Annotated in this window: 28 protein-coding genes; 18 read left to right on the forward strand and 10 right to left on the reverse strand. The window is 55.1% G+C overall.

What is annotated here, in order from left to right:
* The first annotated feature begins 15 nt into the window (after window positions 1-15).
* Window positions 16-690, forward strand: coding sequence for a DUF3313 domain-containing protein (locus AM379_RS19400; RefSeq protein WP_020884175.1), 675 nt, complete (start codon window positions 16-18; stop codon window positions 688-690).
* A 32-nt stretch (window positions 691-722) separates the two neighbouring features.
* Here AM379_RS19400 and AM379_RS19405 read toward each other — a convergent pair whose 3' ends face one another.
* Window positions 723-1,619 (reverse strand): DMT family transporter, encoded by an 897-nt coding sequence (locus tag AM379_RS19405; RefSeq protein ID WP_106504101.1) that lies wholly within the window; start codon window positions 1,617-1,619, stop codon window positions 723-725.
* A 173-nt stretch (window positions 1,620-1,792) separates the two neighbouring features.
* Here AM379_RS19405 and AM379_RS19410 point away from each other — a divergent pair, with 173 nt between their 5' ends.
* Entirely contained in the window at window positions 1,793-2,665 is an 873-nt protein-coding gene (locus tag AM379_RS19410) for a helix-turn-helix domain-containing protein (protein WP_032681026.1), read from the forward strand.
* Here AM379_RS19410 and AM379_RS19415 read toward each other — a convergent pair.
* Window positions 2,645-3,811, reverse strand: a complete 1,167-nt coding sequence (locus AM379_RS19415) for a benzoate/H(+) symporter BenE family transporter (protein WP_106504102.1) — start codon at window positions 3,809-3,811, stop codon at window positions 2,645-2,647. The genes AM379_RS19410 and AM379_RS19415 overlap by 21 nt on opposite strands.
* A gap of 92 nt (window positions 3,812-3,903) precedes the next feature.
* On the opposite strand from AM379_RS19415, the gene AM379_RS19420 reads away from it, so the two are divergent.
* Together AM379_RS19420 and AM379_RS19425 are read left to right on the forward strand one after the other, a co-directional pair.
* Window positions 3,904-4,431: a helix-turn-helix domain-containing protein gene (locus AM379_RS19420; RefSeq protein ID WP_014170026.1), complete on the forward strand. Its 528-nt coding sequence runs from the start codon at window positions 3,904-3,906 to the stop codon at window positions 4,429-4,431.
* A gap of 80 nt (window positions 4,432-4,511) precedes the next feature.
* Window positions 4,512-6,476, forward strand: coding sequence for a peptidase U32 family protein (locus AM379_RS19425; RefSeq protein WP_014170027.1), 1,965 nt, complete (start codon window positions 4,512-4,514; stop codon window positions 6,474-6,476).
* On the opposite strand, the gene AM379_RS19430 is transcribed toward AM379_RS19425, so the two are convergent.
* Window positions 6,477-6,707, reverse strand: coding sequence for a DUF2554 family protein (locus tag AM379_RS19430; protein ID WP_025204219.1), 231 nt, complete (start codon window positions 6,705-6,707; stop codon window positions 6,477-6,479).
* Window positions 6,708-6,949: 242 nt separating this feature from the next.
* Between AM379_RS19430 and AM379_RS19435 the strand changes: the two genes are divergently transcribed.
* A complete protein-coding gene (locus tag AM379_RS19435; protein WP_020884170.1) occupies window positions 6,950-7,312 on the forward strand; it encodes a hypothetical protein in 363 nt (120 codons plus the stop codon).
* A gap of 158 nt (window positions 7,313-7,470) precedes the next feature.
* Here AM379_RS19435 and ftrA read toward each other — a convergent pair whose 3' ends face one another.
* Entirely contained in the window at window positions 7,471-8,472 is a 1,002-nt protein-coding gene (ftrA, locus tag AM379_RS19440; RefSeq protein WP_106504103.1) for a transcriptional regulator FtrA, read from the reverse strand.
* Between the two features lie 73 nt (window positions 8,473-8,545).
* On the opposite strand from ftrA, the gene AM379_RS19445 reads away from it, so the two are divergent.
* From AM379_RS19445 to zinT, 8 genes are all read left to right on the forward strand, one after another.
* On the forward strand, window positions 8,546-8,959 hold the full coding sequence (locus tag AM379_RS19445) for a rhodanese-like domain-containing protein (protein WP_025204217.1): 414 nt from the start codon (window positions 8,546-8,548) through the stop codon (window positions 8,957-8,959).
* A gap of 156 nt (window positions 8,960-9,115) precedes the next feature.
* Window positions 9,116-10,219: a cobalamin-independent methionine synthase II family protein gene (locus AM379_RS19450; RefSeq protein ID WP_047356507.1), complete on the forward strand. Its 1,104-nt coding sequence runs from the start codon at window positions 9,116-9,118 to the stop codon at window positions 10,217-10,219.
* A gap of 203 nt (window positions 10,220-10,422) precedes the next feature.
* Window positions 10,423-11,694, forward strand: coding sequence for an urea ABC transporter substrate-binding protein (gene urtA / locus AM379_RS19455; protein WP_020884166.1), 1,272 nt, complete (start codon window positions 10,423-10,425; stop codon window positions 11,692-11,694).
* A 24-nt stretch (window positions 11,695-11,718) separates the two neighbouring features.
* The gene (gene urtB / locus AM379_RS19460; protein WP_106504104.1) at window positions 11,719-13,293 is read left to right on the forward strand and encodes an urea ABC transporter permease subunit UrtB; all 1,575 of its coding nucleotides are present in this window, start codon (window positions 11,719-11,721) and stop codon (window positions 13,291-13,293) included.
* On the forward strand, window positions 13,293-14,366 hold the full coding sequence (gene urtC, locus AM379_RS19465) for an urea ABC transporter permease subunit UrtC (protein WP_020884164.1): 1,074 nt from the start codon (window positions 13,293-13,295) through the stop codon (window positions 14,364-14,366). Before urtB ends, urtC begins: the two co-directional genes overlap by 1 nt.
* Window positions 14,366-15,163, forward strand: a complete 798-nt coding sequence (gene urtD / locus AM379_RS19470; RefSeq protein WP_014170037.1) for an urea ABC transporter ATP-binding protein UrtD — start codon at window positions 14,366-14,368, stop codon at window positions 15,161-15,163. The genes urtC and urtD overlap by 1 nt, the downstream gene beginning before the upstream one ends.
* Window positions 15,164-15,172: 9 nt before the next feature.
* Window positions 15,173-15,871: an urea ABC transporter ATP-binding subunit UrtE gene (gene urtE / locus AM379_RS19475; protein WP_014170038.1), complete on the forward strand. Its 699-nt coding sequence runs from the start codon at window positions 15,173-15,175 to the stop codon at window positions 15,869-15,871.
* 52 nt (window positions 15,872-15,923) lie between these two features.
* A complete protein-coding gene (gene zinT / locus AM379_RS19480; RefSeq protein WP_106504370.1) occupies window positions 15,924-16,562 on the forward strand; it encodes a metal-binding protein ZinT in 639 nt (212 codons plus the stop codon).
* A 48-nt stretch (window positions 16,563-16,610) separates the two neighbouring features.
* On the opposite strand, the gene ydeE is transcribed toward zinT, so the two are convergent.
* Window positions 16,611-17,849 (reverse strand): efflux MFS transporter YdeE, encoded by a 1,239-nt coding sequence (gene ydeE, locus AM379_RS19485; RefSeq protein ID WP_425592151.1) that lies wholly within the window; start codon window positions 17,847-17,849, stop codon window positions 16,611-16,613.
* A gap of 203 nt (window positions 17,850-18,052) precedes the next feature.
* On the opposite strand from ydeE, the gene eamA reads away from it, so the two are divergent.
* Window positions 18,053-18,952: an O-acetylserine/cysteine exporter gene (gene eamA, locus AM379_RS19490; RefSeq protein ID WP_020884160.1), complete on the forward strand. Its 900-nt coding sequence runs from the start codon at window positions 18,053-18,055 to the stop codon at window positions 18,950-18,952.
* Between the two features lie 38 nt (window positions 18,953-18,990).
* On the opposite strand, the gene marB is transcribed toward eamA, so the two are convergent.
* From marB to marR, 3 genes are read right to left on the reverse strand one after another with little or no spacing between them, the layout of a single operon-like run.
* Entirely contained in the window at window positions 18,991-19,209 is a 219-nt protein-coding gene (gene marB, locus AM379_RS19495) for a multiple antibiotic resistance protein MarB (protein ID WP_014170042.1), read from the reverse strand.
* 32 nt (window positions 19,210-19,241) lie between these two features.
* Window positions 19,242-19,622 (reverse strand): MDR efflux pump AcrAB transcriptional activator MarA, encoded by a 381-nt coding sequence (gene marA / locus AM379_RS19500; protein ID WP_008502237.1) that lies wholly within the window; start codon window positions 19,620-19,622, stop codon window positions 19,242-19,244.
* Window positions 19,623-19,642: 20 nt separating this feature from the next.
* Window positions 19,643-20,077, reverse strand: coding sequence for a multiple antibiotic resistance transcriptional regulator MarR (marR, locus tag AM379_RS19505; RefSeq protein ID WP_020884159.1), 435 nt, complete (start codon window positions 20,075-20,077; stop codon window positions 19,643-19,645).
* 256 nt (window positions 20,078-20,333) lie between these two features.
* Here marR and AM379_RS19510 point away from each other — a divergent pair, with 256 nt between their 5' ends.
* A complete protein-coding gene (locus AM379_RS19510) occupies window positions 20,334-20,999 on the forward strand; it encodes a MarC family NAAT transporter (RefSeq protein ID WP_014170045.1) in 666 nt (221 codons plus the stop codon).
* Between the two features lie 58 nt (window positions 21,000-21,057).
* Here the strand turns inward: AM379_RS19510 and AM379_RS19515 are convergent, their stop codons facing one another.
* Window positions 21,058-22,254 (reverse strand): sugar transporter, encoded by a 1,197-nt coding sequence (locus tag AM379_RS19515; RefSeq protein WP_020884157.1) that lies wholly within the window; start codon window positions 22,252-22,254, stop codon window positions 21,058-21,060.
* 177 nt (window positions 22,255-22,431) lie between these two features.
* Here AM379_RS19515 and AM379_RS19520 point away from each other — a divergent pair, with 177 nt between their 5' ends.
* Window positions 22,432-23,220 carry a PhzF family phenazine biosynthesis protein gene (locus AM379_RS19520; protein ID WP_106504105.1) on the forward strand — a complete coding sequence of 263 codons (789 nt, stop codon included), beginning with the start codon at window positions 22,432-22,434 and terminating at the stop codon, window positions 23,218-23,220.
* Between the two features lie 27 nt (window positions 23,221-23,247).
* The gene (locus AM379_RS19525) at window positions 23,248-24,048 is read left to right on the forward strand and encodes a PhzF family phenazine biosynthesis protein (RefSeq protein WP_032681016.1); all 801 of its coding nucleotides are present in this window, start codon (window positions 23,248-23,250) and stop codon (window positions 24,046-24,048) included.
* Window positions 24,049-24,099: 51 nt separating this feature from the next.
* Here AM379_RS19525 and AM379_RS19530 read toward each other — a convergent pair whose 3' ends face one another.
* Window positions 24,100-25,062, reverse strand: a complete 963-nt coding sequence (locus AM379_RS19530) for an NmrA/HSCARG family protein (protein ID WP_106504106.1) — start codon at window positions 25,060-25,062, stop codon at window positions 24,100-24,102.
* A gap of 92 nt (window positions 25,063-25,154) precedes the next feature.
* On the opposite strand from AM379_RS19530, the gene AM379_RS19535 reads away from it, so the two are divergent.
* Entirely contained in the window at window positions 25,155-26,066 is a 912-nt protein-coding gene (locus AM379_RS19535; protein ID WP_236900304.1) for a LysR family transcriptional regulator, read from the forward strand.
* Window positions 26,067-26,112: the final 46 nt, after the last annotated feature.

Below are 26,112 nucleotides of genomic sequence, written 5' to 3' on the forward strand. Positions count from 1 at the left end.
ACATGGAATACCATCATGCGTACTCACACTTTTTTTAAAGTTGCAGTGCTTTCTGGTCTGTTGGCGTTAGCGGGCTGTTCGTCTAAAGTCGCCGCCCCCGAACAATATTCAGGCTTTTTAAAAGATTATTCTGGATTGCAGCAAACAACGTCCGCAACGGGTAAACCGACGCTGCGTTGGGTCGACCCGTCGTATAACGAGGCAAATTACGACAGTATTTTATGGACGCCAATCACCTATTATCCAGCGCCAAAACCAACGACCCAAATTGGTCAAAAAACGCTTGATGAGCTTCTGGCTTATACCAACACCAAAATGAAAGCGGCAATCAGCCAGCGTAAACCTGTTGTTACGACACCAGGTAAACACAGCCTGATCTTCCGCGGTGCGATTACCGGTGTGAGTTCACAGAAAGAAGGTCTGCAGTTCTATGAAGTAGTGCCCGTCGCGTTAGTGGTTGCAGGTACGCAGATGGCAACGGGGCACCGCACCATGGATACCCATCTCTTCTTCGAAGGCGAGCTGATTGATTCGGCGACGAATAAGCCGGTCATGAAGGTCGTGCGTAAAGGCGAAGGTAAAGAGCTGGCGAACGAAAACACGCCAATGGGCTTCGCAACGTTAAAACAGGTTGTGGATGACATGGCGACGGATGCCACCATGTTTGATGTTAAGAAAACCGCGAAATAATCAAAACGGCCTGCAGCAATGCAGGCCTTTTTTTATGCCATACGCAAACGTCTGAACCAGGTTTCCGGTTTCGTAAACATCACCATATTCCCGCCCAGAATCAGCAGTAATCCAATGATGCCGTTGAGATGCCACACGTAACCTTCATAGACCGTGGAGATGGACAGCGCCACCAGCGGGAAGAGCAGCGTACTGTATGCCGCTTTGCCCGGGCCAATGCGTCCCACCAGCGTGAAGTAGGCGCCAAAAGCGATGACCGAACCAAAAATGGCGAGATAAAGCAGCGCACCAATGTAACTCACCGTCCATTCGGGGATAAAACTGTCACCCCGGAACAGGGCAATGCAGCCCATAATGACCGTACCGTAAAACATCGCCCAGGCGTTGGTGGTCATGGTCTCCAGCCCTTTTCGCTGGTGGCGCATGCTGATCATATTGCCCAGCGAGAACCCGTAGGTCCCCAGTGCTGAAAGGCCAACCCCCGTCAGCAGGGAGGCACTCCAGCCACTCGCCAGCAGGTCGTCCCAGAAGAGGGTGATGATCCCGATAAGCCCCAGGGCCGCCGCCGTCCAGAAGCGTGCGGGTGGGCGCTGACCGAAGAAAATAAAGCTGTTGATGGCGTTATACAGTACGGCCATCGAGAAAATCACCGACTCCAGTCCGGTATTGATGTGCGCGGCGGCGGTATAAAAACACCAGAAGTTGAAGCAAAAAACGCAGCATCCCTGCAGCATGCAAAAGAGATGATCCCGCAAGGCCAGCTTACGAAGCCGACGCAGGGCAATTAAGACGATCATGATCGTGGCGCAGGCCACGGCAAAGCGCCAGAAAATTGACACCGGGGCTGCGACTGGCCCCTGTTGCAGGAAAATGGCAATCCAGGTTGTTCCCCATATCACCACCACCAGTCCATAGAGTAATGCGTTCATTGTTGCTCTCTTCTCACATACTGAAAAGTGCAGTCTGGCGCGAGTGGCATGACATTGCTTTCACCGATTTGCGGTGGACTTGCATATTCTTGCGCTTTTTTGTGGCTGCAGATCTGGCATCGTGGCGCAACACTTCATAGACTGAGAGTCTGATTACTCACCCGTTAATAGCTATGTCTCGCGCTTACGATACCTTTGAAACGCTACGCCAGCAGAACGCCGTGCTGCGGGAAACCGTTGCGCTGAATTCCGGTATTCAACTGGCAGCCTGGTACAACAAGCACGACACGATAACCGTAAAAAGTAATCACCATACCCTCAGCCTGTACGTGGCGGACGGTTATGAGAGCTATCAAAAAACGCCGGGCGGCTGGAAAAACGGCGGCGGCCCGGACCGTTTCTGTCTGATGCCAAAAGAGAGTGAATCGACGTGGGATATTCGCGATGACCTGTCGTTTGTCCATCTCTACTGCACCGATGAGCATCTGCGTGATGTCGGGGAAAAAATCTGGGACAAGCGCCCGCTGTCCCTGACGCTGGATGAAAAGATTTTCGGCAGCGACCCGAAAATTACCGCGCTTTACCGTCAGTTTTTGCTCGGCTGCGACTGGCAGCAAAAAGCTAACCAGCTCACCCTGAGTACCGCGTCTACGCTGTTGATGACCCACCTGTTACAGCATTACTCCAGCGTGCAGTGGAAGCTGCCGGTGGTGACCGGCGGGTTGTCGCCGTTTGTGCTGCGTAACGTGCTGGCGTTTATCGAAGAGAACCTTTCCCAGCCGCTGACGCTGGCGGAACTGGCCGAACAGGCCGCGCTGAGCGAGTATCATTTCGCCAGAATGTTCCGTCAGTCCATGGGGCTGGCACCGCATCAGTACGTGATGCAGCGTCGGATGGAGAAAGCCAAAGCGCTGGTGCAGCACACAACCACACCGCTCACCGATATCGCGCTGGCCTGCGGGTTTAACTCCGCCAGCCATTTCAGTAACCGCTTTCGCAGCATGATGGGCATAACGCCCTCGCAGCTACGCGCGGCGAAGGTGTGAAAAGACCGTATAACATACGCCGCCCAACACCAGCCCCCAGAACGCAGAGCCAATACCCAGGATCGTGACGCCGCTGGCGGTCATCAGAAAGGTGACTATTGCCGCGTCGCGCTCCGTTTCATTGTTCAATGCCTGATATAAGCTCCCGCTGATGGTGCCCAGCAGCGCCAGGCCGGCGAGCATCTGGATCCAGCTCAGGGGAAGGGAGGCCATCAGCCCGGAAATGGATCCGCCAAAAATGCCCGCCAGCAGATAAAACCCGCCTGCGGCCATGGCGGCAAGCCAGCGTTTGCTGGCATCCGGGTGCGCATCCGGGCTCTGGCAAATCGCAGCGGTGATCGCGGCGATACAGATGGAAAAGACGCCGAACGGGGATAACACCAGTGCCAGCCCTCCGGTGACGATCATCAGCGGAGATACGGCCAGAGGATAGCCGGAAGCCTGCATCGTGGCGAAGCCCGGCGCATTCTGGGACGCCATGGTGACCAGGAAGAAGGGCACACCAATGCTTATCAGACTGGTTAACGTAAAGGTTGGCGCGATAAACGTGGGCATCACCACGGAAAGGGTTAACTCTTTTGTGACAATGTCACCTCCCGCCCAGGCCACCATACTGCCCACCAGCAACGTGGCGACAATGGCGTAGCGGGGTGCCAGCGCTTTGGCGAACAGCCATGCCGCCAGCATGCTGCCGCACAGTAAAAAATGCCCCTCAAGATTGCTGAACGCCTGCAGTCCAAACCTGAGCAACACCCCGGCGAGCATAGCAGCGGCAAGGGAATGCGGGATAAGCTTCATCAGGCGAGCAAACAACCCGGTTACGCCGCACAGCAGAATGAGCGCGTTGGCAAAGATAAAAATCCCGATGGTCTCGGCAAGCGTTACCCCGTGCAGGCTGGTGGCTAACAGCGCCGCGCCGGGTGTAGACCAGGCGGTAAGCACCGGGGCTTTATACCACCAGGAAAGCGCCAGCGTGCTGACCCCCATACCTATCCCCAGGGCCGTCATCCAGCCAGCGATCTGCTGCGCGTTTGCGCCTGCGGCGGCAGCGGCTTGCCAGATAATGGCGGCGGAACTGGCATATCCCACCAGAACGGCGACAAAACCGGCGAGAACGGCAGGAAAGAGCGAGGATGAAGGGCGCATGAAAACTCCGTTGTGCGTTATAACGTCCACTTTAAGGTAACACTGTGCGTTATAGCGTACAAGTGGTATGATCGGTCGCATCAGGAGGGAACATGGACATCACACAACATCTTGCTTACACACTGAAAACCGAGCGTCAGGCGCGTGGCTGGAGCCTCGCCAGACTGGCGGAAGAGACCGGCGTTTCAAAGGCCATGCTCGGGCAAATCGAGCGCAATGAATCCAGCCCGACGGTATCCACGTTGTGGAAAATCGCCACGGGGCTGAACATCCCTTTTTCTGCCTTCATCACGCCGGCAGCTGACAGGCAGGCGGTATTCGACCCGGAGCAGCAGGCGATGGTGGTGAAACCGTTATTCCCGTGGGATGAGACGCTAAAATTCGACCACTTTTCGATAACCCTCGCTGCCGGTGCCCTGAGCGAATCCACGCCCCACGAGGCTGGCGTGATTGAACACGTGGTGGTGATCAGCGGCGAACTGGAGATGAACATCGATGGCGAGTGGCAGACCATTACTGCCGATTCGGGGGTGCGTTTTGCCGGGGATAAACCGCACGCCTATCGCAACAGCAGCGACCGGCCGGTGCATTTTCACTCCCTGATCCATTATCCCCGCTGAAGCGACGCAAAACTGTTTCGCTGCCGCATACTTCTGACTACAATAGCCGCCATTTTGACCATAACGGATAACGACGAAGTATGCGCCTGCAATCCCATCATCTCGAACTCTTAAGCCCGGCCCGCGACGCCTCTATCGCCCGTGAAGCGATCCTTCATGGTGCTGATGCCGTCTACATTGGTGGGCCTGGCTTTGGTGCCCGCCATAACGCCAGCAACAGCCTGAGCGATATTGCTGAACTGGTGCCGTTCGCCCATCGCTTTGGGGCGAAAGTGTTCGTGACCCTGAACACCATTCTGCATGATGATGAGCTGGAGCCTGCGCAACGTTTAATTACCGATCTCTACCAGACCGGCGTCGATGCCCTGATTGTGCAGGATATGGGCGTGCTGGAGCTGGATATTCCCCCCATTGAACTGCATGCCAGTACCCAGTGCGATATCCGCACGGTAGAGAAGGCGAAGTTTCTTTCTGATGTGGGTTTTTCCCAGATCGTGCTGGCGCGTGAGCTGAACCTGAACCAGATCCGCGATATTCACCAGGCGACCGACGCAACCATTGAATTCTTTATCCACGGCGCGCTGTGCGTCGCCTATTCTGGTCAGTGCAATATTTCCCACGCCCAGACGGGGCGCAGCGCCAACCGCGGCGACTGCTCTCAGGCCTGCCGTCTGCCGTATACCCTGAAAGACGATCAGGGCCGCGTTGTGGCGTTCGAAAAACACCTGCTCTCGATGAAAGATAACGATCAGACCGCCAACCTGGGTGCGCTGATTGACGCCGGCGTGCGCTCCTTCAAAATTGAAGGGCGTTATAAAGACATGAGCTACGTGAAGAATATCACCGCTCACTATCGTCAGATGCTGGATGCCATCATTGAAGATCGCGGTGACCTGGCGCGTGCGTCGGCCGGTCGTACCGAGCATTTCTTTATTCCGTCAACGGACAAAACTTTCCACCGCGGCAGCACTGACTACTTTGTGAATGCCCGTAAAGGGGATATCGGTGCGTTTGATTCACCGAAGTTTATCGGTTTACCGGTGGGTGAAGTGCTGAAAGTGGCAAAAGATCACCTCGACGTGGAAGTGACCGAGCCGCTGGCCAATGGCGATGGCCTGAACGTGATGATCAAGCGTGAAGTGGTGGGCTTCCGTGCGAATACGGTGGAAAAAACTGGTGAAAATCGCTATCGCGTATGGCCAAACGAGATGCCTGCGGATCTCTACAAAGCGCGCCCTAACGCGGCACTGAACCGTAACCTTGACCACAACTGGCAGCAGGCGCTGCTGAAAACCTCGAGCGAACGCCGTATCGCGGTGGACATTGAACTGGGCGGCTGGGAAGAGCAGCTGATCCTGACCATGACCTGTGAAGACGGTATCAGCGTGACGCACACGCTTGATGGTCTGTTCGAGGTGGCAAACAACGCGGAAAAAGCCCTTAACAACCTGAAGGATGGCGTGGCGAAGCTGGGGCAGACCCTTTACTACGCGCGTCATATCGACGTTAACCTGCCGGATGCCCTGTTTGTTCCGAACAGCCTGCTGAATCAGTTCCGCCGCGAGACGGCAGAAATGCTGGATGCCGCCCGCCTGGCTAACTATCCACGCGGCAGCCGCAAGGCCGAAACCGTTCCTGCGCCGGTTTACCCCGACACGCACTTGTCCTTCCTGGCGAATGTCTATAACCACAAAGCGCGTGAATTCTATCACCGTCACGGCGTACAGCTGATTGACGCAGCCTATGAAGCCCATGAAGAGAAGGGCGATGTGCCGGTGATGATCACCAAGCACTGTCTGCGCTTCGCCTTCAACCTCTGCCCGAAACAGGCGAAAGGGAATATTAAAAGCTGGAAGGCCACACCGATGCAGCTGGTGAATGGCGACGAAGTGCTGACCCTGAAATTTGACTGCCGTCCGTGCGAAATGCATGTGATTGGCAAGATGAAAAATCATATTTTCAAAATGCCGTCACCGGGTAGCGTTGTGGCCTCCGTGAGCCCGGACGATTTAATGAAAACCCTGCCGAAGCGTAAGGGTAATTAATTACCGAAAGTGCGTGTCTGGTTTGCGCGATTTCTGCCACAGGTGGTGTTCGCGCAAACCTTCCGCTGACTCTTCTGCAACGCTGCGTAATTCATCGCTATCCGCTTCATGGCGGAGCTGATGTTCCACATTCTTTACCCACACATATTCATGGCCTTTATGTCCTGCCATGAGCTGACCTGAAAATAATCCACACACCAGCAATATCAGCGTTAACCCTTTTCTCATCATTATTTCACCGTTGAATGCCATCGCGGGACTATCATGCCAATAATTTCTTCGGGAAATTATTCAAAAATTCAAATTAGCGCAAAGAGAGTGTCAAATTCTGTGCGGCGACAGCTGTGATGAGACTTTTCCTAAAATTAGCATCAAGTTTGTTAACCGCCAATTTTGGTACGTAATTAGCCACTAGCTTTAAGGATAAATCCTATATAATGGTTAAACTCTGGCTAAGGAATGGGTCTTGTTAAATGAAAAAAATGATAGCGCTTGCGCTGCTGGTGGTTGCTGTTGGGGCGGGTGCAGGTATTTACTCTATTAGTAATGACGAACCAGAATATATTCAGTCCGCGAAAGCGCGTGTTGGGTCATATTTAACCAGCGATTACGGACGCGTGGCCTGTAATAGCACCAAAATTGATGACCAGCGCTGGCAATTAGGCTGCACCAATCAGGCAAGAGGTAAAACATTCGAGTTCGCGGTTTATCCGTCTGAAAAAGCACCGTATGGTGTGTCGCGTTCGTTTTATCTGGAAGCCATCAATGATGATGCAAAACAGAGCGCGGAGCAGGGTCTGATGCGTTATTTGCAAATCAATACCAAAGCGGGTTAATCAGGCTGTTTACCTTTCATTGAGACTATGGATGTTAGTTTGTAAGAGATCCGCTGCCCGGCCATGGAGTGTCGGGACGTAGAGACCAAAATACAAATCTATCCATGCAAGCATTTACCGCCATATTATGGCGGTTTTTTTTGTCTGCAATCCGGCCACTAGCGGGCAGGCCGCGAATAGTGTTTGCGATACTGGGCCGGTGAAAGGGCGAACTGCTGCCGAAAATGGTGACGCAGGGTCGATGCCTGACCGAATCCGGTCTGCTCTGCGATGCTGTCGATACTTAAGCGACTGCTTTCCAGATAATCTTTTGCCCTCAGCAGGCGCTCATTGAGCAGCCAGCGCGCGGGCGTGGTGCCGGTCGCATCCTGAAAGCGGCGCAGAAAGGTGCGTTGACTCATGCCGACCCGACGCGCCAGTGAATCAACGCTGTGCGATACGGCAAGATGGGTGTGCAGAAAATCAAACAGCTGACCGAGACGCTGACTTTCGCGCAGTTGCGCCACCGGGCGGCTTAGCTGCTGCGGCAGTGAGCCATCCCGGTGCGGGGGAATGACCAGACGACGCGCTACGGTGTTGGCGATTTCCATCCCATAATCCCGCCGGACCACGTGCAGGCATAAATCGATGCCTGCCGCGCTGCCCGCCGAGGTGAGAATGTCGCCGTCGTCCTGATAAAGTACATCTTCAACCACCTCGATGGCCGGGTACCGGGCCTTAAGCGCCTCAATATAGCGCCAGTGCGTTGTGGCTTTACGCCCATACAGCAGCCCGGCAGCGGCAAGAACAAACACGCCGGAACAGATCGACAAAAGCTGGCATCCCCGCGCATTGGCCTTACGTAATGCCGCGCAGAGCGCGGGCGGAACCGGTGAATCGAGTCCTCGCCAGCCGGGCACAACGATCAGGTCGGCCGTCTCAAGCAGGGTTAAATCGCCGTCGGTGATGAGGCGAATCCCCCCGGTCGCCCGAAGTTCACCGCTGTCTACGCCCGCCACGGCAAAACGATACCATTCGTCTCCCAGTTCCGGACGCGGCAGACCAAAGATTTCCACTGCCACGCCAAACTCAAAGGTACACAAACCGTCATACGCCAGCACAATGACCTGAGGGCGGGAAATCTGTCTTAAGTTTGTCATCTTTTTGCTGTTTTCTGGCATAAGCGAGCGCATTCACGGGCTGAATTTGTGGATAGAGTAGTGTTAACACAAACGCCAAAGATGAGGAAGGATCATGAGTTATGTTACTGAATTTCCGGCTGCTGAACCCCAGGAAGCCGTTACCCATTTTCTGCGCCGCCTGAGCGTCGAGACCGATTGCGCCGATGTGCATCATGCCATCACGAATCATGAACAGGATTTCGTCCTGCTGCACGTCGTCGGGAGCCCGCAGCAGTTCGCCCGCCGTCACGTTCCCGGTGCGCTACATATGCCGTGGCGTCAGATCACCGCCGAACGCATGGCCCAGTGGCCTGACGGCACGCTGTTTGTGGTCTATTGCGCCGGGCCTCACTGCAACGGTGCGGACAGAGCCGCGCTGAAGCTGGCGCGTCTGGGGCTGCCGGTGAAAATTATGCTCGGTGGGATCACCGGCTGGGAAGATGAAAAGTTTGAGTTTGCGAGCCAGGAATCGCTCTCCGCACTGTGAAGATGAATTTTTTTCAACACCCGTGAAATTTTCTCGTTTGCCGGCTGGCGGCAGGTATGACATCTTTTTTGGACATTTAGACATCCAGAAGTCTAAAGATTCAAATAATGAATTATCACTGCAGGCAATTATTGTCGGCAGATAGAGGAGATTTCCATGCAACGACACCATGCCCCATACCGCGCCGATGTAGTTGGCAGCTTTTTACGTCCGGATGCCATCAAACAGGCTCGCCTGAAATTCGCCAGCGGCGAAATTGATGCCGGGCAGCTTCGTGCGGTTGAGGATGAGGCGATCCGCCATGTTGTCGAGCAGCAGTGCGCCTGTGGCTTGCATGTGGTGACCGACGGTGAATTTCGTCGTGCCTGGTGGCACTTTGATTTCTTCGACGGTCTGCAGGGTGTTGAGCGTTACGATTCTCAGCAGGGTATTCAGTTCAACGGTGTACAGACCAAAGCCCACGGCGTGCGCGTGACCGGCAAACTGGGCTTTGGCGATCACCCGATGCTGGAGGATTTCCGCTACCTGAAAAGCATTAGCGGGAATGCTCAGCCGAAGATGACCATTCCCAGCCCGAGCGTGCTGCATTTCCGCGGTGGGCGCAAAGACATTGATGCGACGGTCTACCCGGATCTGAAGGACTATTTTGACGATCTGGCGACCACCTGGCGGGACGCGATTCGGGCGTTTTACGACGCGGGCTGCCGTTATCTGCAGCTGGATGACACTGTCTGGGCCTATCTCTGTTCGGACGATCAACGTCGTCAGATCCGCGAGCGTGGTGACGATGCCGACGAGCTGGCGCGTATATATGCCCGCGTTCTGAATAAGGCACTGGAGGGCAAGCCGGACGATCTCACCATCGGGCTGCATGTCTGTCGCGGAAACTTCCGTTCAACCTGGATTTCCGAAGGGGGCTATGAGCCGGTGGCTGAAGTGCTGTTCGGGACGGTCAACGTGGATGCCTTTTTCCTTGAGTACGACAATGACCGGAGCGGTGATTTTGCACCACTGCGTTTTGTTCGCCCGGGCAAGCAGCAGGTGGTGCTCGGCCTTATTACCACCAAAAATGGCGAGCTGGAGAACCCGGAAGGGGTGAAGGCGCGTCTGGAAGAGGCGGCGAAATACGTGGCTAAAGAGCAGATTTGCCTGAGCCCGCAGTGCGGATTTGCCTCTACCGAAGAGGGCAACAGCCTGAGCGAAACCCAGCAGTGGGACAAAGTCCGCCTGGTGACGCAGATCGCCAGCGAAGTCTGGTAAACCCTCCGCCACAGCGCTGCATTATAAAAGTGCAGCGCTGTACCATTCTGAGTCGTTCTTTTTACATCCTTCGTTACTTCTCCTGTCATAGCGCTTTATCCATCCTGGCATCCTTTTTGCTCTCTCTAAGCTGACGTTTTTATTTTCTGCGTCCACGCCGTAACGGACGCCTTTGCACAGCTTTCTTTTTCAGGAGTGAAAATATGCACCGTCGTACCTTATTAAAAGCCTTCGCATTGTCCGCGTCTGTCGTAGCTATGGGGATGAGTTTTGGCGCTCAGGCGGCCGATACCATCAAGGTGGGGATCATGCATTCCCTTTCCGGCACGATGGCGATTTCCGAAACGCCGCTTAAAGATGTTGCGCTGATGACCATCGATGAGATCAACGCCAAAGGGGGCGTGCTGGGTAAGAAGCTGGAACCGGTAGTGGTTGACCCGGCCTCGAACTGGCCGCTGTTTGCTGAAAAAGCGCGCCAGCTGCTGAGCCAGGACAAAGTGGCAGTGGTGTTTGGTTGCTGGACGTCGGTGTCGCGTAAATCGGTGCTGCCGGTGTTTGAGGAGCTGAACGGACTGCTGTTCTACCCGGTGCAGTATGAGGGTGAAGAGATGTCACCTAACGTCTTCTATACCGGCGCCGCGCCAAACCAGCAGGCGATCCCGGCGGTGGAGTACCTGATGAGTGAAGACGGAGGCAGCGCGAAACGCTTCTTCCTGTTAGGCACCGATTACGTTTATCCCCGCACCACGAACAAAATCTTGCGTGCTTTCCTGCATTCGAAAGGGGTGGAAGACAAAGACATAGAAGAGGTATACACCCCGTTTGGTCACAGCGATTACCAGACAATCGTTTCCAGTATCAAAAAATTCTCTGCCGGAGGGAAAACCGCGGTGGTTTCCACCATCAACGGCGACTCCAACGTTCCGTTCTATAAAGAGCTGGCTAACCAGGGCCTGAAAGCTACCGATGTTCCGGTTGTAGCCTTCTCCGTGGGAGAAGAGGAGCTGCGCGGGATCGACACCAAACCGCTGGTGGGCAACCTGGCGGCGTGGAACTACTTTGAGTCCGTTGATAACCCGACCAACCAGGCGTTTGTGGCGGATTACAAAGCGTATGCCAGGGCACACAAATTGCCGAACGCCGACACCGTGGTCACCAACGACCCGATGGAAGCCACCTACGTCGGGATCCACATGTGGGCGCAGGCGGTTGAAAAAGCAGGTACCACCGACGTCGATAAAGTTCGGGCGGCAATGGCCGGTCAGTCCTTCAAGGCACCTTCAGGCTTTACGCTCACCATGGATGCCACCAACCACCATCTGCATAAGCCGGTCATGATTGGCGAAATTGAAGGTAACGGCCAGTTTAATGTGGTCTGGCAGACGGAACAGCCGGTGCGCGCGCAGCCGTGGAGTCCCTTCATTGCCGGTAATGACAAAAAGCCCGATCAGCCGATGAAAACCGCCAGCAACTAAGTTATCACCGCAGGGAGAAAAGTCATGAACGCCATACGCACGATCATCGCTATTGTGTGGCTTACCGGACTGCTGCCAGGGATGGTGCAGGCATCGGATGCCGACCAATTCGTGGCCGCCAGTCGCAGCCAGCAGGCAGAACTGTTGACGCAGTGGGCAACCGCACCGGAGGCGGCACGGTTGCCGCTGCTCCAGGCGCTACAAAGTGAAAGTCTCTATACCGACAGCCAGAAACATGCGTTTGCACAACGCCAGGGGGCAATGGTTCCCCTGGGTGAAACAAAAGCCGCAGCAGGCCAAACCAAAGCCGTGCGTCTGACCAACCGGCTGCGCAATCTGGTGGCGACGGCAATGGCAACCCATCAACTTGTGAGTGACAGTGTCACGGAAAGGCGTGCGGCAGCTCGTCAACTCCAGCGGGATGCACAGCCTGAAATGCTCGATTTCCTGCAAAAACGGGTGAGCAGCGAAACGGATGATGTGGCCCGTCAGTCGCTGATGCTGGCGCTGGCGAACCTCCAGCTGGCAAGTCCGCAGGCTGCGGTGCGCCTGAACGCTGTGGTGCTGTTAGGGCAATCAGACGATCCGGACGTTCAGTCCCGGCTGACGCCGTATACGCAGGCAGCATCGGAGCCGGATGCCGGCGTGCGTGCTGCCGCTGCCGAAAGTCTGAAACAGATTGAGCATCGCCTGATGTGGGGCGATCTGCTTGGTCAGGCGTTTATGGGGCTCTCGCTGGGGTCGGTACTGTTGCTCGCCGCGCTGGGGCTGGCAATTACCTACGGCCTGCTGGGGGTGATTAACATGGCCCACGGGGAGATGCTGATGCTGGGCGCGTACGCCACCTGGATGGTTCAGCAGGTGATGGCCGGCTTCGCCCCACAGTGGCTGGCGCTCTACCCGATCGTTGCACTGCCGGTGGCGTTTATTGTGACCGCCAGCATCGGGATGGTGCTTGAGCGTACCGTTATTCGTCATTTGTATGGCCGACCGCTGGAAACGCTGCTGGCGACATGGGGTATTAGCCTGATGATTATTCAGCTGGTACGCATGACGTTTGGCGCCCAGAACCTGGAGGTGGCAAACCCGGCATGGCTGTCCGGTGGCGTGCAGGTGTTTGCCAATCTGACGCTGCCGTGGAACCGCATTGTGGTACTGGGTTTTGTGCTGCTGGTGCTGTTCTTCACGTGGCTCATTCTGAACAAAACCCGTCTTGGTCTGAACGTGCGCGCAGTAACGCAAAATCGCAGTATGGCGGCCTGCTGCGGGGTACCGACAGGTCGCGTCGATATGCTGGCCTTTGGGCTTGGCTCGGGGATTGCGGGTCTGGGGGGCGTGGCGTTATCGCAGTTAGGCAACGTTGGGCCAGAACTGGGCCAGGGTTATATCATCGACTCGTTCCTCGTGGTGGTGCTTGGCGGGGTGGGTCAACTGGCAGGTAGCGTGGCCGCGGCGTTTGGGCTGGGGATCTTTAATAAAATTCTCGAACCGCAAATGGGGGCAGTATTGGGCAAAATCCTGATCCTGGTGGCGATTATTCTGTTTATTCAGAAACGTCCGCAGGGGTTATTCGCACTGAAAGGGAGGGTTACTGACTGATGAGCCAGCCGCTTACCTTAACGCTGGCGCGCAAAGCGCCACGCACGACGCAGATAGCTGGTAGCCTGATCGTGGCCTGCCTGCTGGTTTTACCGTTTTTCGCCTTACTGCCCGCGACGCATCCGCTGGCGATCTCGACCTGGATGCTCACGCTCACGGGTAAGATCCTCTGTTATGCCATCGTCGCCGTGGCGCTCGATCTGGTGTGGGGCTATGCCGGAATGCTCTCCCTGGGGCACGGTATCTTCTTCGCGCTGGGCGGCTATGCGATGGGCATGTACCTGATGCGCCAGGCGGCGGGTGACGGGCTGCCCGCGTTTATGTCGTTTCTCTCCTGGAGTGAACTGCCGTGGTTCTGGTGGGGGACGCAGCACTTTGTCTGGGCACTGGTATTAATTGTGATGGTGCCGGGGATGCTGGCGCTGGTGTTTGGCTGGTTTGCCTTTCGCTCAAAAATCAAAGGGGTCTATTTTTCGATCATGACCCAGGCGCTGACGTACGCGGGGATGTTGCTGTTCTTTCGCAATGAAACCGGCTTTGGCGGGAATAACGGCTTTACCGGTTTTACCACGCTGCTTGGGTTTTCCGTTACCGCGACCACCACCCGTATTGCGCTGTTTCTGGCTACCGTGATGCTGTTGCTGATAGCGCTGGGCACAGGCTTCGCGCTGGCGAAAAGTAAGTTCGGTCGCATTCTGACCGCGGTGCGTGACGCCGAAAACCGCCTGACGTTTTGCGGGTACGATCCCCGTGGTTTCAAGCTGCTGGTGTGGACACTTTCAGCCGTACTCTGCGGTCTGGCCGGTGCACTGTATGTGCCGCAGGTGGGCATTATCAACCCGGGTGAAATGTCGCCAACCAACTCAATTGAAGCGGCCATCTGGGTCGCGCTGGGGGGGCGCGGCACGCTGGTCGGCCCGGTGATAGGCGCGGCGCTGGTAAACGGTGCGAAGAGCGTCTTTACCGTCGCCCTGCCGGAATACTGGCAGCTGTTTCTGGGGCTGATTTTCATTGCCGTGACGCTGTTTTTACCGCGCGGTGTCTACGGTCTGTTTCGTAAGGGAGAACACTAATGCAGCCAGCCGAAGGATTATTTACCCGCCAGTTACCCGGGGATCGCTATCGCGACCAGACCGATCCGGTACTGCAACTTGAAGCCATCAACGTGAATTTCGATGGTTTTCAGGCGCTGACGGACCTCTCACTGAACATTGGCGTGGGTGAATTGCGCTGCGTGATTGGCCCAAACGGTGCGGGAAAAACGACATTAATGGACGTGATTACCGGCAAGACGCGGCCTAAAAGCGGCAGAGCGCTGTACGATCAGTCCATCGACCTGACGGCGCTCGAACCCGCCGAGATTGCCCGCCAGGGCATCGGACGTAAGTTCCAGAAGCCCACGGTCTTTGAAGCGCTCACGGTGTGGGAAAACCTTGAGATTGCGATGAAAACCGACAAATCCGTCTGGGCGAGCCTGCGGGCCAGACTCAACGGCGAGCAACGGGACCGTATTGACGAGATGCTGCTCTTGCTGCGGCTTGGCGGCGAGCGCAATCGCCGCGCCGGGCTGCTTTCGCACGGGCAAAAGCAGTTTCTGGAGATTGGCATGCTGCTGGTGCAGGACCCGCATCTGCTGTTGCTGGATGAACCGGCGGCCGGAATGACCGACGCGGAGACCGACTATACGGCTGAGCTGTTCAGAACCCTTGCGGGCAAACACTCCCTGATGGTGGTCGAGCACGATATGGGCTTTGTCGAAACCATTGCCGATCACGTGACGGTACTGCACCAGGGACGCGTGCTGGCGGAAGGGTCACTTCGCCAGGTACAGGCGAATGAGCAGGTCATAGAAGTCTATCTGGGACGCTAAGGAGCCGTCATGTTACAGGTGAACGAACTGAATCAGTATTACGGCGGTAGTCATATTCTGCGCGGGGTCAGTTTTGAAGCGGCGACCGGTGAAGTGACCTGTCTGCTGGGGCGCAACGGGGTGGGGAAAACCACGCTGCTCAAGTGTCTGATGGGCCTGATCCCGGTAAAAACAGGCGACATTATCTGGCAGGGAAAAAAAATCACCCACAGCAAACCGCACCAGCGCGTGCAGTCGGGTGTGGCCTATGTTCCGCAGGGGCGTGAGATTTTTCCACGCTTAACGGTCGAGGAGAATCTGTTGCTCGGGCTGTCACGCTTCCCCGCCCGCGACGCAAAGCGCGTCCCGGAGGATATCTGGCAGTTGTTCCCGGTGCTTAAAGAGATGAAGCATCGTCGTGGAGGCGATCTCTCCGGTGGTCAGCAGCAACAGCTGGCGATTGGTCGCGCTCTGGCGAGCCGGCCACAGCTGTTAATCCTCGACGAACCTACGGAAGGTATTCAGCCGTCGGTAATCAAAGAGATAGGCCTGGTGATCCGCAAGCTGGCGGACAGAGGGGATATGGCAATCCTGCTCGTAGAGCAGTTTTACGACTTCGCCGCTGAACTTGCCGATAGCTATCTGCTGATGTCGCGCGGGACCATCATCCAGCGTGGACGGGGCGATACAATGGAACAAGAGGGCGTTCGCGGATTGGTTGCGATTTGAAATGTTATATTATAACATCCTCATTCTTATAAAACGGAGTGAGGAGTTTGTTTTGGCTGCACATCTTGGCAAATTTGCAATGACTCTGGGGGCGCTGCTGGTAAGCGGTCAGCTGTTTGCCCATTCGCATGGTCATCAGATGACGGAAGCGGAACAGAAGGCGGCGAACGGCGTCTTTGAGGATAAAGACGTCAAAGACAGAAAGCTGTCTGACTGGGATGGGACATGGCAATCCGTCTATCCGTTTTTGCTCGATGGCGCGCTGGATCCGGTTTTTAAACAGAAAGCGCAGAAGGATAAAAAATCCTTCGACGAGGTGAAAGCTTACTACCGCACAGGGTATGCGACGGACGTTGAGACTATCGGCATCGAAAACAACGTGATGGAATTCCACAAAGGTAAGGCTATCAGTCGCTGCCAGTATGATTACAGCGGCTATAAGATCCTGACTTATGCATCAGGTAAGAAAGGGGTTCGCTATCTGTTCGAGTGTAAAGATCCGGACAGCAAGGCGCCGAAGTTTGTCCAGTTCAGCGACCATACTATCGCCCCAAAAGCCTCTTCCCATTTCCATATCTTTATGGGCAACACCTCCCACGAGGCGCTGTTAAAAGAGATGGATAACTGGCCGACGTACTACCCGAACGAAATGTACAAACAGCAGGTGGTCGATGAGATGCTGCACCATTAATGGCCTGCCCGATGCCGGGTGGGCGTCATGCCGCCCGGCGTCGAGGACTTAAGCCACTTTCGGCATTTCGCACCACGCCTTCACGCTCATCCCGCGCAAAATCATCAGCCAGGCAATCACGATGGCAACCATCATGATCGCAAACAGTGACCAGTGCGGCAGGTTGGTAAGGATAATACCGGTGATCATCGGGTTTGCCGCCGCCCCAAGCCAGCCCAGCGCCTGGGCAGAGAAGTAACTCGCTTTCATACCCGGCGGGGCAATATTGTCGATCAGCATATATTCGCCCGGTGCATAGATAATCTCACCCAGCGTAAACACCGCTGCCGCAATGCCCCAGTAGACCAGGTTTTCCCCGGAGAGCATAAAACCGCCCAGACCCAGGACGAAGAAGAGTGTTCCCGCCGTCATCAGCGGACGTATATTGGTGGCGGAGATCTTGCGACCGATAACGTATTGCAGGGTGACGACCACCGCAGCATTCACCGGCAGCACCACGGCGACCACGTTTTGCGCAAAGTTGCTGTCGGCATTCGCAGCCAGCACGTACTGCGAAATACAGCTGGCGAATGACCCGCCCACATACGACGCCAGCAGGCCGGAAAGGGTGTACCAGAAGAGGGCGCGGTCTTTAAGCAGTACTGACGGTTGCCACGGCATTTTCTCTTCGGTGGCATCGAGCGCAACGCTTTTTTGCACGAAGAAATGGATAAAACCGAGCGGCAGTGCGGCACAAAAAGCGGCCAGCCAGAACGGCAGCTGCAGGCTGTACATCACCAGTAAGGTGCCCACCGGCGGCCCGATCGTCCAGCCAATGTTCAGGAAGCTATAGTTTAGCGAGAAAACGCGCGCTTTTTGGCTCGAGGTCAGCACATCGGCAAACCAGGCCTTCAGCACCGTTGAAAATACCGAATAGGCGCAGTTAATCAGGGAAAAGAAGAGCACCACCAGCGTGACGTTATCCACCAGCGGGATAGCAACAAACCCGGCAATAAAGGCGACGATAGAAATCAGCATGTAGCGCTTTTTATCAAACTTATCGGCGAGGATGCCAAACCCCATACTGAATACCACACCGACGGTAAGCGCAATGGTCAGGGCATAACCAATATTCTCAACGCTCATATTAAATACGCGCGTGAGATAGATGGTCATAAACGGCAGCGTTGCCCCACGACCAATGGTTAATAATAACGACGACGCCAGCAGCGCTGCGGTTGAGCGCCTGAGTGATGGTTTCATATTCCTGCCTGACAATTGCGTTTGTTTTTTTTGAGCCGCAGAGATTCTGGCCGCGCTTGCTCGCCGCCATCCTGCAACGTGTATTATTTTAGGTATATATCAGGAGTATCACGACATAAGGGGCTTGTATAGCACCTAATTTATCCGTAAGTGCTTCAGTTGACTGCCAGAAATAATGATCTTCTCGTGGCATGTTTTTTTCGTTACCTTGAAGTGTTTACAAAAATTTAATCATTCAGGGGCAGAGTATGACGCGAAAAGACGGGCTGCTGGCGTTGCTGGTGGTCATCGTATGGGGTCTGAATTTTGTGGTCATCAAGCTTGGGTTGCATAACATGCCCCCACTCATGCTGGCCGGTTTGCGTTTTCTGCTGGTGGCTTTCCCGGCGCTCTTCTTTGTCGCGCGCCCGAAAATTCCGTTCAGACTCTTACTGGGATACGGCCTGACCATCAGCTTTGGCCAGTTCGCGTTTCTGTTCTGCGCCATTAAGTTCGGGATGCCCGCCGGTCTGGCTTCTCTGGTGTTACAGGCTCAGGCGTTCTTTACCATCATTCTCGGGGCGTTTGTCTTTGGCGAGCGTCTGCAGGGTAAACAGCTGGCGGGGATCACTCTTGCGGTGTTCGGCGTGCTGGTGCTGATAGAAGCCAGCCTGAACGGGCAGCACGTGGCGTTACTGGGCTTTATGTTAACGCTGGCAGCGGGGCTGAGCTGGGCCTGCGGGAATATCTTCAACAAGCTAATTATGCAGCATGAGGCGCGCCCGAAGGTGATGTCGCTGGTGGTCTGGAGCGCCTTGATCCCCATTGTTCCGTTTATGGTGGCGGCGCTCATTTTTGATGGGCCGGACGTGATGCTGAAAAGCCTGGTGGAAATCGATCTCACCACCATTTTATCGCTGATCTACCTGGCGTTTGTGGCCACCATTATTGGTTATGGGATCTGGGGATCGCTGCTGGGTCGCTACGAAACCTGGCGCGTGGCGCCGTTATCCCTGCTGGTTCCGGTGGTAGGGTTGGCCAGCGCCGCGCTGTTGCTCGATGAAAAGCTGAGTGCGCTGCAGCTGCTGGGGGCCGTGCTGATCATGGCCGGGCTGTACATCAACGTGTTTGGTTTGCGCGTGCGTCGGGTAACGCGGGCAAGAGGATAGGCATAAAAAAAGCCCCGCATCCGCGGGGCAAAAACGAATCAGAAGCTGTGCTGATTATAATAAGGCACGCCTAACTCGTCGGATTTGTCACTACCAGCACCCATGTGGTTGAAGTCATAAGGTGACTGGTCATGTGCTGACGGCAAAATCATCGTGTCACGATTATTTTGCTGCGTTGCACGAGGTGTTTGCTCCGCGAAGGTCTGGCTGGAAAACAGCACCAGCAAGGCGAGGGCGGCGGAGGCTGTAACTTTCATGATTTCCTCGGTTACGTCTTTACAGGCGATGATTAACTACAATGTTTTAGTGGATACAGGTATCGGGATTCACCCGGCACGCTGGTAATACGGTATTTGTGAGGCGGCACGTCGAAGTAGTTCTTAAACGTACGCGTCAGGGTTTGCTGTGATTCAAAACCGTAACGTTCCGCCAGATAAAGGATCGGCTCATTGCTTTCTTTCAGCTTCTGGGCAATTTCCGTCAGCTTGCGGCTGCGAATATATTGACCTAATGAATGGCCGGTCTCTTTTTTGAACATCCGTTGCAGGTGCCATTTGGAGTAACCTGAACGCTCTGACACTTTTTCAAGGGAGAGCGGCGATTCCAGGTTATCTTCGATCCAGTCCAAAATGCTATGAATAGTAATAGCGTCAGTATTGCGTCTGGACATCGTCATACCTCTTTTTCTGTTTACGGCAGTATTTTCTTAAGCAAAAGCTCAAGCGTTGCCACTTCATCTGCCGTTAAGTTTTTTGTTAGTTCCTGATGCAGTGTTTGTCCTACTAGTTGATGACATTGCTCGCACATCGCCGCGCCATCGCTGGTGAGTTTCACCAGGACGCCGCGTTTGTCATTCGGGTTAGGGCTTCGTTCTATCCATCCTTTGCAAACGAGACGATCGAGCATGCGGGTTAGCGCACCCAGATCGACAGAGAGCACCTTTTTCAGCTCAACCGGCGTGATACACACTTCGCAGCGAATGGAGCACAGCACTTTGAACTGCGTGGCGGTGATATCCAGCGGTGACAGATAGTCATTGAGCAGGCGATCTTTTTTCTGGTTAACCATATGAATAAGACGACCCAGCGGAATAATGTCGTTAAAGAGATCACTGGTGCTTTTCACAATGGTTGCCCTGGCAAGTAGTTTAGTCACGGCAGATATTATTGCTCAGGCAAGTATAAGTCAACTGAATGGATCAACGGATGCCACGAATTGCTAAAACGTTTCATGAACTTTTTTTGCATGCTTTCAATTCAAATAGATAACGAAGGGTTATCGTTAATGACCGTAAATAATCGTTACGTTGAGCGAATGGCTGAACGTCACACTTTCACCCTATAATTGCGGTGATAAACATGGATAAGGACAACGACGCACTATGTTGGATTTGATTAAAGCAATTGGTCTGGGGCTGGTGGTACTGCTGCCGTTGGCTAACCCGCTAACGACGGTTGCGCTCTTCTTGGGGCTGGCAGGGAACATGAACAGCGCCGAGCGTAACCATCAGTCGATGATGGCCTCGGTCTATGTGTTTGCCATCATGATGGTGGCTTACTACGCCGGACAGCTGGTGATGAACACCTTCGGAATCTCCATCCCGGGTCTGCGTATTGCTGGCGGACTGATTGTCGCCTTCATCGGGTTCCGTATGCTGTTCCCTGCGCAGAAAGCGCATGAGTCACCTGAGGCCAAAAGCAAATCCGAAGAGCTGGAAACCGAGCCCAGCGCGAATATTGCTTTTGTCCCGCTGGCGATGCCCAGTACGGCGGGGCCAGGAACGATAGCGATGATCATCAGCTCCGCGTCTACGGTGCGGGATGGTTCGACCTTCCCGGACTGGGTCATCACGGTTGCGCCCCCGCTGATTTTTGCACTGATTGGTATCATCGTATGGGCATCCTTGCGCAGTTCAGGCGCGATCATGCGCTGGGTCGGCAAGGGTGGTATTGAGGCGATTTCCCGCCTGATGGGCTTCTTACTGGTGTGTATGGGCGTGCAGTTTATTATCAACGGCGTGCTGGAGATTATTAAGACGTACCATTAATCACCCGCCCGGTAATGCAAAACGGCAACCTCGGTTGCCGTTTTACGTTGACTGCGGTCTACCCGTGATGGGCCTGTTCTTCCAGTGCGACCGGCCATTTACGGAAGATGAGCAGGGACCAGATGAGCGCCACCAGTGCCGGAATGGCACCCAGATAGCCAATCGCAGACATCGACACGTGAAGGCTAATCTGATTTCCCAGAAGCGCGCCCGCGCCAATACCGAGATTGAAAATCCCCGAGAACAGTGACATCGCCACATCCGTTGCGTCCGGGGCGAGGGCCAGCACCTTCACCTGCATACCCAGACCGATAATCATGATCGCCACTCCCCAGAACAGGCTCAGGACGGCCAGATGACCCTCGCTGCCCGCCGCTGGCATGAGTAACACCAGGCACGCCAGCAGTAAACCAATGGCGCTGCTGACCAGCGCCGACGCGTGCTGATTGCCGAGCTTACCAAACAGAATACTGCCAATAATGCCCGCGCCCCCCAGGATCAACAGCAGAACGGTGGCAAAGTTGGCGCTAAAGCCGGCCACGACCTGAACGAACGGCTCAATATAGCTGTAGGCGGTGTAATGTGCCGTGACCACAATGACCGTCAGCAGATAGATACTCAGCAATGCCGGACGACGCATTAACAGCGGCAGGCTTTTCAGCGAGCCGGAGTGTTCGCTTGGCAGCTTCGGCAGCAGTTTAATCAGGCAGACCAGGGTGATCATTGCCCCCATGCCGATAGCGAAGAACGTGGTTCGCCAGCCAAAGTATTGCCCAACGATACGGCCAATCGGCAGGCCCAGGACCATAGCCAGTGCCGTGCCGGTGGCTATCAGGCTCAATGCCTGCGCGCGTTTTCCCGCAGGTGCCAGGCGGATGGCCAGTGACGCGGTGATCGACCAGAATACGGCATGGGCAAAGGCGATACCGACGCGGCTGATGACCAGCACCGTAAAGTTCCACGCCAGAAACGACAGGACGTGGCTGACGATAAACAGGGCAAACAGCCCGATCAGCAGCTTTCGCCGTTCCATCTGGCTGGTCAGCAGCATAAACGGCAGTGACATCAGTGCCACCACCCAGGCATAGATGGTCAACATAATGCCCACCTGCGCGGTTTCCATCTGGAAACTTTCAGCGATGTCAGACAACAGCCCAACCGGAACAAATTCTGTGGTATTAAAAATAAACGCGGCAATTGCCAGCGTGACCACGCGTAGCCACGCGACTCTGCGGGTAACTGTGTTCGTTGTCATAGCGATGTCGGAGATTCGTTGCTGAAAAGAAGTGGGGACGATCTTAAAACGTCAACCGGCGAAAACTCAACCATTATGTGATGCAGATCTCAAAATTCACCTGGTAAAAGCGGTAGCCGGGGGCATGGTTTTCATTGAATATAAAAGAACATCACAACAAAAACAGGCGGTAAGACAATGCAGGAGATTGATTTTTATCTGGTAGATGCGTTCAGCAATGCCTCTTTTGGTGGAAACCCGGCGGCCGTGTGCGCGTTAGACGCATGGTTGCCTGATGAGACACTGCTCAGAATGGCACAGCAGCATAATCAGTCGGAAACGGCGTTTTTCGTCTGCAGTAAAGCGGGAATTGAGTTACGCTGGTTTACCACCCTTACCGAAGTCAACCTTTGCGGACATGCCACACTGGCAGCCGCGTACGTCCTGTTTAATGAACTCAACTATCCTGACCCGCGTATCCACTTTGATACCGCCTCTGGCCAGCTGACGGTTAGCCGGGAAGGGGACTGGATGACGCTGGACTTCCCGGCATGCCCGACGCAGGAAGAGACGCCCCCGCCGGCGATGCTTGCGGCGCTGGGGATCGACCATTACGTTGAAGCCCGTAAGGGGCGAGCCTGGGTGGTGGTTCTGGAAAACCGCCAGCAGGTTGAGGCGCTCTCGCCGAATATCTCGGCAATGACGCCTGGCGAACATAAGGTCAGCGTGACGGCGCGGGGAGAGGGGGATTATGATTTTGTGAGCCGCTTTTTCTCACCGGGAGTTGCCGTCTGGGAAGATCCGGTCACCGGATCCGCGCATACAATGCTTATTCCCTACTGGAGTGAAAAACTGGGTAAAACAGCGATGTTTGCCCGCCAGGTGTCGGCTCGTGGCGGTGATATGCGCTGCGAACTGAAAGGTTCACGCGTGCTGATGAGCGGGCAGGCCTCGCTTTATCTGAAAGGCACCGTCTTTCTGCGCTAAATAACCATAACAAAAGAGGAAGAGACAATGCAGGAAATTGATTTCTATCTGGTCGATGCCTTCAGCGACAGGGCGTTTGGCGGCAACGCAGCGGCGGTTTGCCCCCTGGAAGAGTGGCTGCCGGACGAGACGCTGCTCAACATGGCGCAACAGCACAATCAGTCTGAGACGGCCTTTTTCGTACGCACTGACGGCGGATTCGAGCTGCGCTGGTTCACTACCCTTGACGAAATTAACCTGTGTGGACATGCCACACTGGCGGCATCGCATGTCATTTTCGAATACCTTGATTATCCACACACGGAAATCACCTTCACCACCCGTTTCGTCGGCGAGCTGACGGTAAAACGCAGCGGTGACTGGTTGACGCTCAACTTCCCGGCCTGGCCGACGGCGGTCGTCGATAATCCGCCAGCGCTGCTGTTGAGCGCGCTGGGCATTGAGCGGGCAAAAGAGGTGCGTGTCGGGCGCGACTACATGGTGGTGCTGGAGAACCAGCAGCAGGTAGAGGCCCTTACGCCGGATATCTCAGCAATGATTCCGCTGGATAAGATGGTCTGCGTCACGGCACCGGGCGATGAATATGACTTCGTCAGCCGCTTCTTCTGTCCGGGAGAAGGGGTGCCGGAAGATCCGGTCACGGGGTCCACTCACAGCATGTTGATTCCCTACTGGAGCGAAAAGCTGGGCAAAACCGTGCTGAACGCGCGCCAGGTCTCGCGACGGGGCGGGGATTTACGCTGTGAGCTGGCGGGGGACCGGGTGTTAATCGGCGGTCAGGCCACCCTGTATCTGAAAGGGCATATCTATTTACGCCAGGCGATGTAAGCCAGGAATGGGCCACCGTCATTTCATCATCGGGAATGACGGTGGTTTGCGTTAATCAAACGTTCGTTTTTCCCCCTGCCAGCCAGACGCAATCAGAAATTCACGCCACGTTAAGGTGGCAGGGTTTATGGTTCTGCTCCAGGTAAGATCCCGGTCTTTTCCGTAATAGCCGTAGTTCACGGCATATTCCGTCATGCCGGTAATTTCACTGACCAGTGCCGCGTTGTCTGCGAAATCGGGGAAGTGGTGAAGGAGTTCTTCTCGCGTGTAGGCTGAGCGATACCGGGCTTTTATGCCGGTGACCTCCGTGAAGGTTTCCACCATCTCACGCGGCGAAAGACACTCACCGACAACGGGTAACGTCATGCCGTTGTAGTGTTCGGGGTTATCGAACATCTCAAGCACCGCAGGGCCGGTTGCCGTGAGCGGGTCGACAAAGGGCACCCGAACGTCTTCCGGGAGATAGAGGGGAAAGATCAGCTCGTCACCTTCTTTACGCGGCGGATAATATTCGGCCAGATTGGTGTAAAAGAACGCCAGTTGAATAAACGACGCGCTGACGGGGAGTGTGCGGATATACTCTTCAATTCGGCCCTTATCGCTGAAATGAGGAGCCCATAGAGTTCCGGCCGTTATTCTCTCGACGTTTTCCAGACTGCTGAAGACAAGGTGTTTTACGCCGGCGTTGACGGCGGCATCTGCAAGCCTGTAACCCAGCGCCGTTTCACCCGTTGGCATCTGCGTCGATACGGGGATGAAACCCGGTGTCATCAGAAACGCTCCGTCTGACTCGGCAAACGCCCCGATCAGATGCGCATCATTGCCCGTCTTAAAGGTGATTTGTCTCAGTTCAGCGCCCCGTTCCGCCAGCTGTTTCGCCGCAGGAGAGTCCGTGTTTTGCGTTAAGGCGCGCACCCGATAGCGCCCACTTTGCAGCAGGGTTCTGGTTACGCTACGTCCTTGTTTACTGGTGGCACCAAAAACTGTTATGAGTGGTTTTTTATCATACAACATTTCATTCTCGCTCTGTGTTGTTGCGGTAGTGCATTATCGGAATGCGGACGGCGAGCGTGAAATCGATTTATTTCTTACATGATATCCATCCTATGAATACCAAAAAGCCTGACGTAAACCTGCTGCTGACTCTGGAAGCGCTGGTCGCGGAGCAAAATGTCACCAGGGCCGCCAGCCGGCTTTGTCTTAGCCAGCCTGCCGTCAGCGCGCAGCTTAACCGGCTGAGGGGGATGTTTAACGATCCGTTATTGATCCCGGGGCGCAGGGGGATGACGCCAACTCCCAAAGCTCTTGAGCTGATGGCGACGCTTGGCGGGGCGCTGGCAAAAATACGGGATACGCTGCAATCACATGAGGACTTTGATCCGCTGCACGATTCGCTAACGGTCTCTCTGGCCTGTACTGATTACGTGCAGGCCGCGGTCATTATGCCGCTGATTGTGACCCTGCAAGAGATTGCCCCCGGCGTGCGTATTGCTGTCAGGAATTACGATCCGCATCAGCTGGCCCATCAACTGAGCTCAGGCGATGTTGATGCTGCCATTGCCACGCCAGACCCTGCGCAGGCGCAGCTCAGAACGCAACATCTTTATGACGAATCGTACGTGCTTATCGGACGCCCTCAGCATCCCGAACTGAACGATCAACTGACAATGGAAGCGTTCGCAAAACTTGAGCATATTATCGTGTCCCCCTCGGGGGGCGGTTTTACCACGCCGCTGGATGTCATGCTGGCGGAGTCAGGGTTGCAACGTAAGGTTGCGGTGTCTGCGGCATCATTTCTGTTTGTTCCCGGCATGGTGCAGATGAGCCATCTGGTAGCACTGGTGCCCCGACGATTAATTATGGGAACCATTAACCCGCTCACCGTGGTGGAACTCCCCTGGCTGAAAGAGACGTTTGACGTCAGTCTTATCTGGCATGAACGCAGCCATAACCACGCAGGACACCGCTGGCTAAGAGATACCCTCGTCAGCCTGAACCGCAATGCTGATATAAGTTAACGGTATGAAGCACGTGTGCAGGGCTGCGCTATGTTGAAATAAAAAC

This window comes from Enterobacter cloacae complex sp. FDA-CDC-AR_0132 (assembly GCF_003010695.1).
Taxonomy (GTDB): Bacteria; Pseudomonadota; Gammaproteobacteria; order Enterobacterales; family Enterobacteriaceae; genus Enterobacter; species Enterobacter ludwigii.

Bases quoted from the DNA above. Each gene is read 5' to 3' on its own strand.
- AM379_RS19520 (WP_106504105.1), top strand. From the start codon at position 22,432: ATGCAGGAGATTGATTTTTATCTGGTAGATGCGTTCAGCAATGCCTCT.
- urtD (WP_014170037.1), top strand. From the start codon at position 14,366: ATGCAGCCAGCCGAAGGATTATTTACCCGCCAGTTACCCGGGGATCGC.
- urtA (WP_020884166.1), top strand. From the start codon at position 10,423: ATGCACCGTCGTACCTTATTAAAAGCCTTCGCATTGTCCGCGTCTGTC.
- eamA (WP_020884160.1), top strand. From the start codon at position 18,053: ATGACGCGAAAAGACGGGCTGCTGGCGTTGCTGGTGGTCATCGTATGG.
- AM379_RS19430 (WP_025204219.1), bottom strand. From the start codon at position 6,707: ATGATGAGAAAAGGGTTAACGCTGATATTGCTGGTGTGTGGATTATTT.
- marB (WP_014170042.1), bottom strand. From the start codon at position 19,209: ATGAAAGTTACAGCCTCCGCCGCCCTCGCCTTGCTGGTGCTGTTTTCC.
- urtB (WP_106504104.1), top strand. From the start codon at position 11,719: ATGAACGCCATACGCACGATCATCGCTATTGTGTGGCTTACCGGACTG.
- AM379_RS19525 (WP_032681016.1), top strand. From the start codon at position 23,248: ATGCAGGAAATTGATTTCTATCTGGTCGATGCCTTCAGCGACAGGGCG.
- AM379_RS19415 (WP_106504102.1), bottom strand. From the start codon at position 3,811: ATGCGCCCTTCATCCTCGCTCTTTCCTGCCGTTCTCGCCGGTTTTGTC.
- AM379_RS19510 (WP_014170045.1), top strand. From the start codon at position 20,334: ATGTTGGATTTGATTAAAGCAATTGGTCTGGGGCTGGTGGTACTGCTG.
- AM379_RS19530 (WP_106504106.1), bottom strand. From the start codon at position 25,062: ATGTTGTATGATAAAAAACCACTCATAACAGTTTTTGGTGCCACCAGT.
- AM379_RS19425 (WP_014170027.1), top strand. From the start codon at position 4,512: ATGCGCCTGCAATCCCATCATCTCGAACTCTTAAGCCCGGCCCGCGAC.
- AM379_RS19400 (WP_020884175.1), top strand. From the start codon at position 16: ATGCGTACTCACACTTTTTTTAAAGTTGCAGTGCTTTCTGGTCTGTTG.
- AM379_RS19515 (WP_020884157.1), bottom strand. From the start codon at position 22,254: ATGACAACGAACACAGTTACCCGCAGAGTCGCGTGGCTACGCGTGGTC.
- urtC (WP_020884164.1), top strand. From the start codon at position 13,293: ATGAGCCAGCCGCTTACCTTAACGCTGGCGCGCAAAGCGCCACGCACG.
- AM379_RS19420 (WP_014170026.1), top strand. From the start codon at position 3,904: ATGGACATCACACAACATCTTGCTTACACACTGAAAACCGAGCGTCAG.
- AM379_RS19535 (WP_236900304.1), top strand. From the start codon at position 25,155: ATGAATACCAAAAAGCCTGACGTAAACCTGCTGCTGACTCTGGAAGCG.
- AM379_RS19445 (WP_025204217.1), top strand. From the start codon at position 8,546: ATGAGTTATGTTACTGAATTTCCGGCTGCTGAACCCCAGGAAGCCGTT.
- AM379_RS19405 (WP_106504101.1), bottom strand. From the start codon at position 1,619: ATGAACGCATTACTCTATGGACTGGTGGTGGTGATATGGGGAACAACC.
- marA (WP_008502237.1), bottom strand. From the start codon at position 19,622: ATGTCCAGACGCAATACTGACGCTATTACTATTCATAGCATTTTGGAC.
- AM379_RS19450 (WP_047356507.1), top strand. From the start codon at position 9,116: ATGCAACGACACCATGCCCCATACCGCGCCGATGTAGTTGGCAGCTTT.
- AM379_RS19410 (WP_032681026.1), top strand. From the start codon at position 1,793: ATGTCTCGCGCTTACGATACCTTTGAAACGCTACGCCAGCAGAACGCC.
- AM379_RS19435 (WP_020884170.1), top strand. From the start codon at position 6,950: ATGAAAAAAATGATAGCGCTTGCGCTGCTGGTGGTTGCTGTTGGGGCG.
- urtE (WP_014170038.1), top strand. From the start codon at position 15,173: ATGTTACAGGTGAACGAACTGAATCAGTATTACGGCGGTAGTCATATT.
- ftrA (WP_106504103.1), bottom strand. From the start codon at position 8,472: ATGCCAGAAAACAGCAAAAAGATGACAAACTTAAGACAGATTTCCCGC.